This window comes from Micromonospora sp. WMMD736, assembly GCF_049179015.1.
Taxonomy (GTDB): Bacteria; Actinomycetota; Actinomycetes; order Mycobacteriales; family Micromonosporaceae; genus Micromonospora.
In genome coordinates this window covers 3,554,430-3,568,900 of sequence record NZ_JBMHMI010000001.1, presented here as the reverse complement: position 1 = coordinate 3,568,900, position 14,471 = coordinate 3,554,430, and the positions used below count along the sequence as shown (strand labels likewise).

The 14,471-nt window shown below is 71.0% G+C and carries 11 protein-coding genes; 7 read left to right on the top strand and 4 right to left on the bottom strand.

All coding sequences use genetic code 11. From position 1 onward, the window contains the following. Positions 1 to 21 precede the first annotated feature (21 nt). A complete protein-coding gene (locus ACN269_RS15690; protein WP_421473147.1) occupies positions 22 to 1,143 on the bottom strand; it encodes a sugar phosphate isomerase/epimerase family protein in 1,122 nt (373 codons plus the stop codon). A gap of 307 nt (positions 1,144 to 1,450) precedes the next feature. On the opposite strand from ACN269_RS15690, the gene ACN269_RS15685 reads away from it, so the two are divergent. Both ACN269_RS15685 and ACN269_RS15680 read left to right on the top strand, forming a co-directional pair. Further along, a complete protein-coding gene (locus ACN269_RS15685; protein ID WP_421473146.1) occupies positions 1,451 to 2,872 on the top strand; it encodes a M1 family metallopeptidase in 1,422 nt (473 codons plus the stop codon). Between the two features lie 106 nt (positions 2,873 to 2,978). Further along, positions 2,979 to 4,439, top strand: a complete 1,461-nt coding sequence (locus ACN269_RS15680; protein ID WP_421473145.1) for a M1 family metallopeptidase — start codon at positions 2,979 to 2,981, stop codon at positions 4,437 to 4,439. A gap of 103 nt (positions 4,440 to 4,542) precedes the next feature. On the opposite strand, the gene ACN269_RS15675 is transcribed toward ACN269_RS15680, so the two are convergent. Further along, entirely contained in the window at positions 4,543 to 5,517 is a 975-nt protein-coding gene (locus ACN269_RS15675) for an IS110 family transposase (RefSeq protein ID WP_421472077.1), read from the bottom strand. Positions 5,518 to 5,907: 390 nt separating this feature from the next. Beyond that, entirely contained in the window at positions 5,908 to 7,026 is a 1,119-nt protein-coding gene (locus tag ACN269_RS15670) for an LCP family protein (protein ID WP_421473144.1), read from the bottom strand. A 146-nt stretch (positions 7,027 to 7,172) separates the two neighbouring features. Between ACN269_RS15670 and ACN269_RS15665 the strand changes: the two genes are divergently transcribed. Together ACN269_RS15665 and guaA are read left to right on the top strand one after the other, a co-directional pair. Next, entirely contained in the window at positions 7,173 to 8,867 is a 1,695-nt protein-coding gene (locus ACN269_RS15665) for an FAD-dependent oxidoreductase (RefSeq protein WP_421473143.1), read from the top strand. 285 nt (positions 8,868 to 9,152) lie between these two features. Then, entirely contained in the window at positions 9,153 to 10,709 is a 1,557-nt protein-coding gene (guaA, locus tag ACN269_RS15660) for a glutamine-hydrolyzing GMP synthase (RefSeq protein WP_421473142.1), read from the top strand. A gap of 7 nt (positions 10,710 to 10,716) precedes the next feature. On the opposite strand, the gene ACN269_RS15655 is transcribed toward guaA, so the two are convergent. Then, entirely contained in the window at positions 10,717 to 11,055 is a 339-nt protein-coding gene (locus tag ACN269_RS15655) for a PspC domain-containing protein (protein WP_421473141.1), read from the bottom strand. A gap of 144 nt (positions 11,056 to 11,199) precedes the next feature. Here ACN269_RS15655 and ACN269_RS15650 point away from each other — a divergent pair, with 144 nt between their 5' ends. The 3 genes from ACN269_RS15650 to ACN269_RS15640 all read left to right on the top strand — a co-directional run bounded on the left by ACN269_RS15650 (position 11,200) and on the right by ACN269_RS15640 (position 14,455). Then, positions 11,200 to 12,150: an NUDIX hydrolase gene (locus ACN269_RS15650; RefSeq protein ID WP_421473140.1), complete on the top strand. Its 951-nt coding sequence runs from the start codon at positions 11,200 to 11,202 to the stop codon at positions 12,148 to 12,150. 137 nt (positions 12,151 to 12,287) lie between these two features. Then, the gene (locus ACN269_RS15645) at positions 12,288 to 13,175 is read left to right on the top strand and encodes an NUDIX hydrolase (RefSeq protein WP_421476365.1); all 888 of its coding nucleotides are present in this window, start codon (positions 12,288 to 12,290) and stop codon (positions 13,173 to 13,175) included. A gap of 347 nt (positions 13,176 to 13,522) precedes the next feature. Further along, positions 13,523 to 14,455, top strand: coding sequence for a CDP-alcohol phosphatidyltransferase family protein (locus ACN269_RS15640; RefSeq protein ID WP_421476363.1), 933 nt, complete (start codon positions 13,523 to 13,525; stop codon positions 14,453 to 14,455). Positions 14,456 to 14,471: the final 16 nt, after the last annotated feature.

The window sequence follows — 14,471 nt, the reverse complement described above, 5'->3', positions numbered from 1 at the left end:
GCTGCGGGGCCGGCCTTCGCGTTACTTCTTGAGGTAGATGGTCAGGTCGGACATGTTGCGGTAGCTGAGCGCCGCGAAGTCCAGCGACTGCCCCCGGTTCGTGGTGCCGCCGGGCGCGGTGTCCATCTCCCAGTTGGCGTGGTGGAAGTCCCGCTCACCGATGGTCTGGAAGAACTGCTGGAAGTTGATGTCGCCCTCGCCGAGCGGGACCATCTGGTGGCCGTTCGGCACGCTGGTGTCCCGGTCGCCGTCCTTGGCGTGAAAGAGCGGGAACCGGGTGGTCCGGTCGGCCACGTTGAGGATCGGGTCGAACAGGTCGGTCTGCTCCCGACCGGCCGGGTCGACGTACTTCTGGTGCTTGTACCGGGCCACGTAGCCCCAGTAGATGTCGAACTCGAAGAAGACGTACCGGGGATCGGTCCGGCCGAAGAAGTACTCCAGCCGCCGGATGCCCGACGAGCGGGTGGGGCGGCCCTGCGCGTCCAGCGGCCCGGAGTCGAGCAGGAAGCTGTACGCCACGTCGTGGTTGTGCGTGTAGAGCCGCATGCCCCGGGCGTGGGCCTGGCGACCCAGCTCGTTCCAGGTGTCGGCGGCGGCGTCCCAGTCGGCCTGGTACGCGCTGTTGGTCGGGTCGCTTCCGGTGCCGATGTTCTTCATGCCGAGTTCCTCGGCGATGTCCAGCTGCTGCTGGAAGGTGGCCGCCTGGATCGAGGCGTGCGTGCCGTTGGCGACGAGGCCGTTGTCGTCCAGGATCTTGCGGATCTCGCGGGGGGTGATCTGCCGGCCGAGGATCTCCGTGCTCTGGGTGTAGCCGGCGAACTCGATCTCCTTGTAGCCGATCTCGGCGAGGCGGGCGAGGACCCGTTCGAAGCCGTACGGCACGCCGCTGTCGTCCGGCCCGGCGGTGATCCGGTCCCGGACGCTGTAGAGGATGATGCCGCGGTTCTGCGCCGGGATCAGCGGTTCGACCCGCAGCTTGCTCTTGCCCTTGTCCTTCGGGTGGGCGAGCGCGGGGGTGCCGGTGGCGAGGACCGGCAGGCCGGCGGCACCGAGCGCGGCGGCCGCGCCGGCCGAGGCGGCGAGCAGGGAGCGGCGGCTGAGCCGACCGGTTAAGGGGGTGTTGGGGGCGGTGTGGTCTGGCATCGTTCCACCTTTCGCGACGGCGATTGCCATCGGTGACGATCAGCAGAGGCGCGACGAGGGTCGGGTCGCGGAGGCGCCGCCGAGCGCCTGTTCGGCGTTCCCGGCGAGGCCAGGGACGGTGATGTTCCGAACGCGTTACATCTTGGGGACCGACACTAACGTCGGTCGAAGCCAAAAGAAAGCATCGATTCTCGCGAACTTTTGCTTGTATCAACGAAAGTAACTGATGATCGTCGATACCGGCCTCCGGCCCGACGCCGCTGGCTACGCTCGTCCTGACCGGGAGTCGGCACCGAGGGAGTCGTGCATGGTCCGGAGCGGACGGAGACCGTACGGCCGTCGGCTGACCGTCGTGGTGGCGGCGCTGGGCTGCGTCCTCGCGCTGACCCCGGCCGGCTGCACGGGCGACGACGACGGCTTCCGGCCCGGTGCGGCGGACGCCGGTGACCCGTACGTGCCGGGCCGCGGCAACGGCGGCTACGACGTCACGCACTACGGGCTGGACGTCCGCTACGACCCGAGGACCGACCGGCTCACCGGGCGGGCCACCATCACGGCGACCGCGACCCAGCAGCTGTCCCGGTTCAACCTGGACCTGGTCGGCCTGAGCGTCGACGAGGTGACCGTGGCCGGCAAGCGCGCCCAGCACCGCCGCGACGACGGCGAGCTGGTGGTGACCCCGCGCGACGGGCTCGCCCGCGGCCGGTCGTTCACGGTGACCGTCGACTACGCGGGAGTGCCCACTCCCGTCGACGACGGCGCGCTGGGCAGCGGCGGTTTCCTGCACACCGCCGACGGGGCCATCGCCCTCGGCCAGCCCGAATCGGCGGCCACCTGGTTCCCGGTCAACGACCACCCGTCGGACAAGGCCAGCTACGACATCGCGGTGACCGTCCCGGACGGACTGTCCGCGTTGAGCAACGGGGTGCCCGGTCCCCGCAGCAGCGCCGACGGGTGGACGACCTGGCGCTGGTCGGAGCGCACCCCGATGGCGAGCTACCTGAGCACCCTCGTGATCGGGAACTACCGGGTGGTCACCGGCACCCACGCCGGAAGGCCGATGGTCACCGCGGTCGCCGCGAGCCTGCCGGCGAACGGTGGCGCGGCCGGCTCGGTGGCCCGCACCGGGGAGATCGTCGACTTCCTGGCCAGCCGCTTCGGTCCGTACCCCTTCGACTCGTACGGCGGGATCGTGGTCGCCGACGAGCGGATCGGGTACGCGTTGGAGACGCAGTCCCGGCCGGTCTACGGGCCTGCCTTCTTCACCGGGGACCGCCCGAACCCCGGGGTGGTGGCGCACGAGCTGGCCCACCAGTGGTTCGGCGACAGCGTGTCCCTGCGCAGGTGGAGCGACATCTGGCTCAACGAGGGCTTCGCCAGTTACGCCGAGTGGCTGTGGGAGGAGCACGACGGCGGCCGGACCGCGCAGCGCAACTTCGAGCTCCAGTACGCGTCGACCGACTGGTCGGAGCCGTCGGTCGAGCCGGGCCGGGAGCGGATGTTCGGCACCGCCGTCTACAAGCGCGGCGCGCTCGCCGTGCACGCGCTGCGCCGGACGGTCGGCGATGACACCTTCTTCCGCATCCTGCGCACCTGGACGTCCGAGCGGGCGACCGGAAACGCCACCACCTCCGACTTCGTGGCGCTGGCCGAGCGGGTGGCCGACCGACCGCTCCGTCCGCTCCTCGACGCCTGGCTGGCGGGCGGAGCGGCACCGACCCTGCCGTGACGACCCCGTGATCATCTATCGATAGGCTGCCGCCTGCGATCGGGCAGGAGCGCCGGTCGCGCGGGGTGGCGCGGCCCTCCGCACCGGACGTACGGGGAGGTTCGTGATGCGGGGTAAGCGGCACAGGCTGCGGGCGGGGATCGGTCTGCTGGTGACCGGGGCGCTCGTGTTGTCCGGATGCGACTCGTCCACTCCGGAGGCGGCACCGCCGTCGCCGAGCGCGTCCCCGACGCCGTCGCGGACCTTCACCGCCGGTGCGGCCGGAGTCGGCGACGCGTACTTCCCCAGCTACGGCAACGGCGGGTACGACGTCGGGAAGTACGTCGTCAAGGTGCGCTACGACCCGGCCAAGGACCGGTTGACGGGTACGACCACCGTGCAGGCGACCGCGACGGCCGACCTGTCGTCCTTCAACCTCGACCTGGCGGGCCTCACCGTCAAGACGGTCACCGTGGACGCCGCGCCGGCCACCCACACCCGGAACAAGAACGAGCTGGTCATCACTCCGGCGGCCGGCCTCATCACGGGCAACGGATTCGTGGTGGAGATCGCGTACGAGGGTGTGCCGAAGCCGCTGAAGAACGAGGCGCTCGGCGAGGGCGGGTTCCTGCACACCGCCGACGGTGCTATCGCCCTGGGCCAGCCCGAGTCGGCGAGCACCTGGTTCCCGGTCAACGACCACCCGTCGGACAAGGCCGCGTACGACTTCGAGATCACCGTCCCGCAGGGCCTGACCGCCGTCAGCAACGGTGTGCCGGGCGGCAGCACCACCACGGACGGCTGGACCACCTGGAAGTGGTCGGAGAAGTCGCCGATGGCCAGCTACCTGAGCAACGTGGTGATCGGCAAGTTCCGGATCACCACGGGCCAGCACAAGGGGAAGCCGGTGTACAGCGCGGTCACCACCAAGGTGGCCAAGGGCGCCTCCGACTCGTCGATCGCGCAGACCGTCAAGGTGGCCGACTACCTGGAGACCGTCTTCGGGCCGTATCCGTTCGACGCGTACGGCGGTGTGGTGGTCTCGGACAGCCGGATCTCGTACGCGCTGGAGACGCAGAGCCGCCCGGTCTACTCGGCCGGTTTCTTCCGGCGGGGCGAGAACACCGAGGTGGTCGCCCACGAGCTGGCCCACCAGTGGTTCGGCGACAGCGTGGCGCTGGCCAAGTGGGAGGACATCTGGCTCAACGAGGGCTTCGCGACGTACGCGGAGTGGCTGTGGGCCGAGCACACCAAGGAGTACACCGCCAAGCAGGCCTTCGACATCCGGTACGAGCGGGTGCCCGCCAGGGTGTGGAAGACCCCGCCGGGCAAGCCGGGCATGAAGGAACTGTTCAGCGAGTCGGTCTACCAGCGCGGCGGGATGACCCTGCACGCGCTGCGGGTGGCCGTCGGTGACAAGGCGTTCTTCGAGATCGTCAAGACCTGGGCGGCGGAGAAGCGCAACGGCACCGCCACCACCGCCGAGTTCGTGGCCCTCGCCGAGCGGATCTCCGGCAAGCAGCTCGACGCCCTCTTCGACGCGTGGCTGTACGGCACCAAGAAGCCCGCCCAGCCCAAGAAGCTCTGACCCCCACTCCCCACTCCCCGCGATCTTGCACTTTCTGCGCCGGCAAAAGGGGCGAGTACGGCCCAATCGGCAACCGAAAGTGCAAGATCTGTGAGGGTTGCTGTCAAGCGGTGGCTTCGAGGATGCGCCAGATTTGGCGGGCTATGTAGCGTTTGAGGCTGCGGGTGATCTCGGCTGGGGTGTGGCCTTGGGTGGTGCGGCGGTTGACGTAGTCCTTGGTGGGTTGGTGGCAGCGTTGTCGGGCTTTGGCGATGGTGTGCAGGGCGGCGTTGAGGGTGCGGTCGCCGCCTCGGTTGAGGCGGTGGCGGACGGTGCGGCCGGAGCTGGCGGGGACGGGGCTGACGCCGGCGAGTGAGGCGAATGCGGCTTCGCTGCGGAACCGGCCGGGGTGTGACCAGGCGGTCAGGGTGATCGCGGCGGTGACGGGGCCGATGCCGGGTTGGTCGAGCAGGGTCGGGCAGAGTTTGTCGACCAGGGTGCGGATCTCGGTGAGGTTGGCTTTCAGGAGCCGGTCGAGGGTCAGGATCTGCTCGGCGAGGGCTGCTAGTTGACTGCGGCGTAGGTGGTCGCCGCTGTTGTCGTTGGTGAGGGTGGTGGCGTGCTGGACCTGCCGCAGGGTGCTCAGGCCACGTAGTTGGGTGCGTAGGTCGTCGTCGGCGGTGAGGATCACCGATTTGAACAGGTTGATGGTGGCGGTACGGGTGTCGCTGTAGTGGCGGCGGCAGACGTGCAGCAGGCGCAGGGATTCCCGGTCGCCGTCGATGCGGGGCACGGCGACGTGATCGGCGGCCAGCACGGCACGAGCGGCGTGCACGGCGTCCAGCGCGTCGGACTTGCCGCCTCGCCGGCGGCGGCCGGTCGCGGGTTTGGGTGCTTCCAGGACATCTTCACCCGCGGCACGCAGGACCCGTAGCAGGCCGACACCGTGACAGCGGGCACCGTCCAGGGCCCAGGCCCGCCGGCCCGTTCCCAGCACGCTCGTCTGCTGCCGGGCCCAGGCCAGCAGAACAGCGGCACCGTCGGCGGTGGCCGGCACGGTGATCTCGGCCAACACGGTCCCGACCGGGGTGCTGACCACAGCGGTGTGCGTATCGGTATGGGTATCCACACCGATAACCGCGTCGACACGGTCGGCCAGGCGATCTGTCAGGATGCAAGACACGGACGCTTCTCCCTTGCACGGGACGACGTTCGGACGGCGTCGGCCCGGGAGACGATCACCCGGCGGCATATCTGTGATGAGTCACGCGATACCAGTCGCGGACAGGCTTCTGATCAGGCCAGCAAGGTGGGCCGGGCCGACGCCGGTAACCCACGAGGACAAGTCGCACTCCACGGCACACCCTCTGACGGCGGCCAGATCTTGCATGAGTCACTCGTCGATCACCGACGTCGAACCCTACCGATGCCAGCCTCCCGGAACCGGCCCACCTATAGAAGCGTCGCGGGGGTTCAGGGGGGTCGGCGGTCAATTCTTGACGACCAGGTTGGGGTGGGTTTTCAGGTACGCGTCGGCGCGGCCGGCGCGGAGTTCGGTAATGAACTTCCGGCCCTCGCTGGTGAGCTGTTCGCCGCGGTAGGCGCTGCCCTTGCCGACGCCGGAGCCGGGCAGGCCGACCAGGGTGAACTGGTTCTCCGGCACCCCGCTGAGCGCGTACGCCAGGTCGACGATGCGGTCGCCGCCGACGTACACCAGGGTGTTGCCCAGGGCGGCGACCACCTGGTCGACGCGCTCGGGCTGCCGGGCCAGACCCTCGTCGAGGATCTTGCGGGTCAAGGCCTTGATCAGTTGCTGCTGGTGACGCTGGCGGGCGTAGTCGCCGCCGGTGATGTAGCGCTGCCGGGCGTAGTCAAGCGCCTGCCAGCCGTTGAGGTGCTGTTCGCCCTTCTCGTACACCTTCTGCGGTCCGGTGTAGCCACCGGGCGCGCTGTCCCGGTACGTGCCGTCCGGCTTGCGGTGCAGGGACGCGACCCGCTGGTCGACGTAGATGTCCACCCCGCCGAGGGCGTTCACCAGCTTGTCGAACCCGCCGAAGGTGAGCACGGCGCCCGCGTCGATCCGCAGCCCGGTGTAGCCGCTCACCGTGCTGCGCAGCAGTTCGTACCCCTGGGCCGTGCTCGGCTGCTTGGGCTTGCCCGGCACCCGACTGCCGTAGCTCATCGAGTGGGTGAGCTTGGTCTTGCCGCCCTTGTAGCCGGCCTTGGGGAACGGCGGGATGTCCACCAGTAGGTCACGGGGGAGCGAGAAGAGGTACGCCCGGCCCAGGCCCTTCGGCACGTGCAGCACCAGGACGGCGTCGGAGTGCGGCTCCCAGCCCGGCACGCTGACCCGAGTGTCCACGCCGACCAGCAGCAGGGTCAACGGGCCGGTGATGTTCGCGCCCGGCGGCGGGCCGGTCGGGCTCGGGCTGGGCGTGGCGACCGGCGACGGGCTCGGCGAGCCTGCCAGGGGGGTGCTGGCGGGCTTGTCGTCGCCGCTCAGTCGCGTGATCACCGCCGCTCCGCCGACGACCAACGCGACGACGGCGAGCGCCGCGAGCCCGAGCAGCAGCCAGCGTCGGCGCGGCTCCATCGACTCCAGGATCATCGTGTGCTTCCCTCCACCCGTATCCGGAACAACGCTCCGACGGGTGCTCCGGGTTGCGGCCGGGAGGCGACGGGTCGGTCGGCCGGTGCATGATCGCGCGAAAACGGGCGCTGGCGCGAGCGCTACTCGCGAGTAATGATGCGTCCATGCGGTACGACGTGGTCGTCATCGGGTCCGGCTTCGGCGGCGGCGTCACCGCGCTGCGGCTGGCCGAGAAGGGCTATTCGGTCGGTGTCGTCGAGGCCGGCCGTCGCTTCGCCGACGACGAGTTCCCGCAGACGTCGTGGCGTCTGCGCCGGTTCCTCTGGGCGCCGAAGCTGGGCTGCTACGGGATCCAGCGGCTCACCCTGCTCCGCTCGGCCGCCGGCCGGTCCGGCGGTGTGCTGGTGCTCTCCGGGGCCGGGGTGGGCGGCGGGTCGCTGGTCTACGCGAACACCCTCTACGAGCCGCTGGACGCCTTCTACGCCGATCCGCAGTGGCGCGACGTCACGGACTGGCGGGACGAGTTGGCCCGCCACTACGACCAGGCGAAACGGATGCTCGGCGTCACCACGTACCCGATCGAGACGGGCGCGGACCGCGCGATGCGGGCGGTGGCCGACCGGATGGGGGTGGGGCACACCTTCCACGCCACCCCGGTCGGTGTGCACATCGGCCGTCCGGGTGAACGCGTCGCCGACCCCTACTTCGGTGGTGTCGGCCCGCAGCGCACCGGCTGCCTGCACTGCGGCTCGTGCATGACCGGCTGCCGGCACGGCGCCAAGAACACGCTGGCCAAGAACTACCTCTGGCTCGCCGAGCGGCTGGGTGCCACAGTCCACCCGCTGACCACGGTGACGGCCGTCCGGCCGGCCAGCGGCGGCGGGTACGAGGTGCACACCGAGCGCACCGGGGCGTGGTTGCGCCGACGGCGGCAGGTCATCCACGCCGACCAGGTGGTCTTCGCGGCCGGGGCGCTCGGCACCCAGCGGCTGCTGCACGAGATGAAGGCCACCGGGGCGTTGCCGCGCCTGTCCGACCGGCTGGGCGCGCTGACCCGCACCAACTCCGAGGCGATCCTCGGCGCGTCGATCCCCCGGCAACGGGCCCGGCAGCAGAGGACCGACTTCACCGAGGGGGTGGCGATCACCAGTTCGTTCCACCCCGATCCGCAGACCCACATCGAGCCGGTCCGCTACGGTCGCGGCTCGAACGCCATGGGCCTGCTCCAGTCGCTGCTGGTCGACGGCGGGCCGCACCGGGTCCGGCGCTGGCTGGGCAGCATCGTCCGGCAGCCGGGCCTGGCCGCGCGGATGCTGACCGTGCGCGGCTGGTCGGAGCGGACGGTGATCGCCCTGGTGATGCAGTCGGTCGACAACTCGTTGACCACCCGCTGGCGGCGCGGTCTGTGGGGTCGCCGCCTGGTCGCGGGGCCAGGGCACGGCACCCCGAGTCCGACGTGGATCCCGGCCGGCAACACCGCCACCCGACTGCTCGCCGAGGAGATCGGCGGTACGCCCGGCGGCTCGCTGACCGAGCCGTTCGACATCCCGGTCACCGCACACATCCTGGGCGGGGCGGTGATCGGCGCCACCCCCGCCGACGGCGTGGTCGACCCCTGGCACCGGGTGTACGGCCATCCGGGGCTGCACGTGGTCGATGGCGCGGCGGTCTCCGCCAACCTCGGGGTCAACCCGTCGCTGACGATCACCGCGCAGGCGGAGCGGGCGATGTCCTTCTGGCCCAACAAGGGCGAAGCAGACCCCCGCCCCCCGCTCGGAGATCCGTACCGACGGCTACCGCCGGTCCCCCCACACACGCCAGCAGTCCCCGCACACGCCCCCGCCGCCCTACACCCCTGACACCCCGCCGCCCCTCGCGCGCCCCCGCCCCGCCCCCGCCCCTCCCTCGTCGATCATGGAGTTGTGGTGCCCCGCAAACGGCGCACGTCACCCCCTATCTGCCCACCACAGCTCCATGATCGACCCGGGCTGGCCCCACGGCTCGCGCGATCTTGCGGTTTGTGTTGTTGTTTCGGGGGGCTTCGTGACTTTTGTCGGGACAGTAAGTGCAAGATCGCGGGACGTGGGGCAGGAGGGGCGGGGGGAGGGACGGGGTGGGGGTGACACTCGGTAGGCTTTGTGCACATGAGCCTGCCTCGCCCCGTCCTCGTGGTGGACTTCGGAGCCCAGTACGCCCAGCTCATCGCGCGCCGGGTTCGCGAGGCGAAGGTCTACTCCGAGATCGTGCCGCACTCCATGCCGGTCGCCGAGATGCTGGCGAAGAACCCGGCCGCGATCATCCTCTCCGGCGGTCCCGCCAGCGTGTACGCGCCGGACGCCCCGCAGGTCGACGCCGGCCTGTTCACGGCGGACGTGCCGGTCTTCGGCATCTGCTACGGCTTCCAGGCGATGGCCCAGGCGCTCGGCGGCACCGTCGCGCACACGGGCAACCGTGAGTACGGCGGCACTCCACTGCGGCCCCGCCTCACCGAGCCGGGCGTGCTGCTCCGCGACCTGCCGGCGGACCTGCCCGTCTGGATGAGCCACGGCGACTGCGTCACCGAGGCCCCCGAGGGCTTCACGGTGACCGCCGAGTCGGCGGGCGCGCCCGTGGCCGCCTTCGAGGACGTCGCCGGCCGTCGGGCCGGCGTGCAGTTCCACCCGGAGGTCGGGCACACCGCGCACGGCCAGGAGATGCTCACCCGCTTCCTGTACGACATCGCCGGCATCGAGCCGACCTGGACGCCCGAGAACATCATCGACGAGCAGGTGGCCCGGATCCGGGCGCAGGTCGGCGACAAGGAGGTCATCTGCGGCCTCTCCGGCGGGGTGGACTCGGCGGTCGCCGCCGCGCTGGTGCACCGGGCGGTCGGTGACCAGCTCACCTGCGTCTTCGTCGACCACGGCCTGCTGCGCGCGGGGGAGGCCGAGCAGGTCGAGAAGGACTACGTCGCGGCCACCGGCATCAGGCTCAAGGTGGTCGACGCGGCCGAGCGGTTCCTCGGCGCGCTGTCCGGGGTGACGGACCCCGAGCAGAAGCGCAAGATCATCGGCCGGGAGTTCATCCGGGTCTTCGAGGCCGCCGCCCGGGAGATCGCCTCGCACGGTGACGTGGAGTTCCTCGTCCAGGGCACCCTCTACCCGGACGTCGTCGAGTCCGGTGGCGGCACCGGCACCGCCAACATCAAGAGTCACCACAACGTCGGTGGCCTGCCGGAGGACCTGAAGTTCGCGCTCGTCGAGCCGCTGCGCACGCTCTTCAAGGACGAGGTCCGGGCGCTCGGCCTCCAGCTCGGCCTGCCCGAGGCGATGGTCTGGCGGCACCCGTTCCCGGGCCCTGGCCTCGCCATCCGGATCATCGGCGCCGTCGACCGGGAGCGCCTCGACCTGCTGCGTCAGGCCGACCTGATCGCGCGTGAGGAGCTGACGGCCGCCGGCCTGGACCGGGGCGTCTGGCAGTTCCCCGTGGTGCTGCTCGCCGACGTGCGCAGTGTCGGGGTGCAGGGTGACGGGCGCAGCTACGGGCATCCCGTGGTGCTGCGCCCGGTCTCCAGCGAGGACGCGATGACCGCCGACTGGTCCCGGCTGCCCTACGAGGTCGTCGCCCGGATCTCCACCCGGATCACCAACGAGGTCGCCGAGGTCAACCGGGTGGTGCTGGACGTGACCAGCAAGCCGCCGGGCACCATCGAGTGGGAGTGAACCGGCCTCACGCGGCCGGCGGGGTCGTCGGCGGGTAGGGCGGCGTCGGGGCGTACCCCGGCGGTGGACCGTCGGGCGCGGACCCGGCGGTCGGCGCGACGCCCGCCGGGTGCGGCCAGGCGGGCGCGCCGGTGGGCTCCTCGGGCATCAGGAACCACATGATCGGGTACGCGAGCAGCGCGAGCCCGCCGGTGAGCAGTCCGGTGACCGCGAAGGCCACCCGGACCAGTGTGGGGTCGACGTCGAAGTAGCGGCCGAGGCCACTGGCGACCCCCGCCACCATGCGGTCGGTGGTGGGTCGCCGGAGCTGCTTGTACGGGGCCTGGGGAGCGGCGGTAGGTGTCATGCCTCCACGGTCCGCGCCGACGCCGGGCCTGCCCTCGGTGACCGCCCGGATCCCTACCCTGATCGATCCCTGAGCGGGAAGCGAGAAGTCAGGAATCCGACTCTTTTCCGTTCCGGTAACCCGGCCCGGGGAGAATTTGGACCCGTGACCACCATGCTGGAGCCGCTTCGCAAAATCGCGGCATACGCAGTTTGTGCTGATTCAGACGGCCGAGTGTTGCTGGTCCGCGCATCGGAGCGCTCCGGCACACCCGGCACATGGTCCCTGCCCGGCGGGGCGGTCGACCACGGCGAGGACCCCCACCACACGGTGGTCCGCGAGACCGCCGCCGAGACGGGCCTCTCGGTCGCCGTCTCCGGCCTGTCCGACGTGCTCGCCGACATGCGGGCGTTGCCCGAGCGCGGCATCACGATCCACACCGATCGCCTGATCTACCGGGTGGCGGTGCGCGGCGGCACGCTGGCCGACCGGGCCGGCGAGCGTCCCACCGACCTGGCCCGGTGGTACACGCTGGACGAGGCGCGTCAGTTGCCGCTGCGCTCCTTCACCGCCCGCGCGCTCGGCCTCCCCGCCTCCTCGGCCGACGTGGTGCCCGAGGAGGCCCCCGAGTTCCCCTCCTTCTACGCGGTCCCCGGCCCGGACGGGCTGCACCGTGCGCAGCGCTTCGCCGCGTACGCGGTGTGCACCGACCCGGCCGGACGGGTGCTGCTCACCCGCATCTCCGACGGCTATCCGGGCGCCGGCTGCTGGCACCTGCCCGGCGGTGGCACCGACTACGGCGAGCAGCCGGGCGCGGCGCTCATCCGGGAGCTGGTCGAGGAGACCGGCCAGGCCGGCCGCCTCGTCGAGCTGCTCGGTGTGGCGAGCCACCGCGACGCCGCCTCGCTCGGCCCGGAGGGTTACCCCATCGACTGGCACGGCGTACGCGCCTTCTACCGGGTGGTGGTCGACCAGCCCAACCCGCTGATCATCGGCGACGTCGGCGGCTCCACCTGCGAAGCCCGCTGGTTCGCCCGCGAGGAACTCGGCGCCCTTCCCACCGACCACCTCACCGAGGTAACCGCCGAAGCAGTCCAAGCAGCCCAACTAACCTGACCCCCACCCCCACCCCCACCCCCACCCCCCCCACCTCGCGGTGATCATGAAGTTATTGTCAGGACACGCCGAGATGGACGGCGATAACTTCATGATCACCGGGTGCTGCGGGGGACGGGGGACTGGGCGTGGGGCGGGTGGAGTTGGTGCGGCGGGTTGGTTCTTATGGGCTGTTGGGGGATGTGGGGCGGTTTCTGGTTGTGCGTGAGAGCGGGGCGCGGGTCTGGTCGCTGCCCGGAGGGCTCCTTGCGCACGCCGAGCACCCGGAGCGGGCCGTGACGCGCGCGTTCACCGAGCAGACCGGATCGACCGTGTCGGTGGGCCGGTTGCGGGCCGCCGTCGCGGACGTGCACACCGGCGCGGGTGACGGTGTGTCGGTGCACACCGACCGGCTGCTGTTCGACGTGGCCGTAGATGACGGTGTGCCCGACGTCACCGACGGTGGCATCGAGACCCGTTGGGTCGCCCCCGAGGCCGTGGCCGAGCTGCCGTTGACGCCGTTCAGCGCCGAACTGCTCGGCCTGCCCGTCGTTCCGCTCGCGGCCGACGCGTACCCGTCCACCGAGCCGCCCACGCCGTCGCATCCGGATCGCCGGTTGCGCTTCGGGGCGTACGGGATGGTCACCGACCCGGCGGGGCGGATCCTGCTGACCCAGATCGCCGACGGCTACCCCGGGGCCGGCAAGTGGCACCTGCCCGGCGGCGGCACCGATCACGGCGAGCAGCCGACCACCGGGCTGCTCCGGGAACTGGTGGAGGAGGGTGGTCAGGTGGGCCGTGTGGTGGAGCTGCTCGGCGTGGACAACCTGCACAACCCGGCCGCGCTCGGCCCGGAGGGCCGTCCGTTGGACTGGCACGGCGTCCGGGTGGTCTACCGGGTCCTGGTGGACGTACCCACCGACGCCGTGGTGACCGAGTCGGCCGGTGGCTCGACCGCGCGGGCGGGCTGGTTCACCGTCGCCGAGACCGCTGAGCTGCCGCTGACCGGCATCGCTGCCTCGGCAATCGGACAGCTGGCCGCATAGCACTCGGCTCAGCGAGCCGAGTTGGCTACCCTCCGGTAGAGTCAGAGGCGGGAATGGTGGAGGAAACGGGCGATGAAGCCCGCGATGGGAATTAAAAGGCGGATCGCGCGGTTTGCACTAGATGAGTACCGCCGGCAGCTATCGCCAAGCCCCGTTCCCCTGTGCGATGGTGTACTCCGCCAAAACGGCTGCCGGGCCACGCAAGGTCCGGCACGAGACAGCCGGACACCCGCCCGCCGAGGGCGGCAAGCCGATCCGGTGATGGAGGAAACGTGCCGAGAGCCCTTTGGCGCCGGCGTCGTACGACTGACAGTCCGCGCCCCGCAGGGCGTCGCTGGGCGGGCCAGTTGCGCCGCAGCAGCACGTTCGCCCGCCAGGTGTTGCTGGTCCGGGTGGGCCGCCGTGACGGTGACCTGCGGACCACCGACCTGACACTCCCCGAGCACCGGTACGCCGACCGCCAGCGCCGTCGCTACGGTCTGGACCGGCTCAGCCGACCCGCCGGCGTCACCCGCGCCGACATCGAGGCCGTCATGCCGGTCAGCCCGGCGTTGCCGATGGCGCACACCGACGAGGCCACCGCCGGGTCGATCCCCCTGCTCCCCGGCGAGCGCACGATGGCCCGCCGGATGAAGTTCGCCGTGGTCAACGCCTGCACCCTGGCTAGCCTGATGCTTGGCATGCTGGCGATCTTCCTGGCCATGCAGAACGAGGTGCGCATCGCCGCCCTCTGCCTGATCGCCTGCGTCGTCTTTGACGGCCTGGACGGCGCGTTGGCACGTCGACTCGGCGTCGCCAGCCCGTTCGGCGCGCAGATGGACTCGCTGGCCGACATGTGCTCGTTCGGCCTCGCCGCGCCCGTGGTGGTCTACGCCTCGCTCGCCGGCTCCGTGTCGACGGCCGCTGCCGCGGTGGCCTGTGCGCTGGTCGCGGCGTGCGCGGCGATCCGGCTGGCCCGCTTCAACGTCTCGCCGAAGGACGGCCGCTTCTTCTGCGGTGTCCCCACCACCATGGCCGCCGCGGTGCTCGCCGTGACCGTGGCGATCGGTCTGCCGGTGCCCGGTCCGGTGCTCGTGGCCGGCGTGGCGCTGCTCGCCTTCGCGATGGTGTCGAGCTTCCCGTACGCCAAGCTCGCGCGCCTGGTGAAGCTGCCGCCGTGGCTCTGGCTCGCTCCGGTGCTCGGCGCGCTCGTCGACATCCGGCTCACGTTCGCCCTGATCGTGGTCGGTTACCTGGTCAGCGGGCCGGTGCTCTGGCTGCGCCAGCGTCGTACCGCCTGATCCGAGACACGAGAAC

Bases quoted from the DNA above. Each gene is read 5' to 3' on its own strand.
- ACN269_RS15655 (WP_421473141.1), bottom strand. From the start codon at position 11,055: ATGACACCTACCGCCGCTCCCCAGGCCCCGTACAAGCAGCTCCGGCGA.
- guaA (WP_421473142.1), top strand. From the start codon at position 9,153: ATGAGCCTGCCTCGCCCCGTCCTCGTGGTGGACTTCGGAGCCCAGTAC.
- ACN269_RS15680 (WP_421473145.1), top strand. From the start codon at position 2,979: ATGCGGGGTAAGCGGCACAGGCTGCGGGCGGGGATCGGTCTGCTGGTG.
- ACN269_RS15685 (WP_421473146.1), top strand. From the start codon at position 1,451: ATGGTCCGGAGCGGACGGAGACCGTACGGCCGTCGGCTGACCGTCGTG.
- ACN269_RS15690 (WP_421473147.1), bottom strand. From the start codon at position 1,143: ATGCCAGACCACACCGCCCCCAACACCCCCTTAACCGGTCGGCTCAGC.
- ACN269_RS15665 (WP_421473143.1), top strand. From the start codon at position 7,173: ATGCGGTACGACGTGGTCGTCATCGGGTCCGGCTTCGGCGGCGGCGTC.
- ACN269_RS15670 (WP_421473144.1), bottom strand. From the start codon at position 7,026: ATGATCCTGGAGTCGATGGAGCCGCGCCGACGCTGGCTGCTGCTCGGG.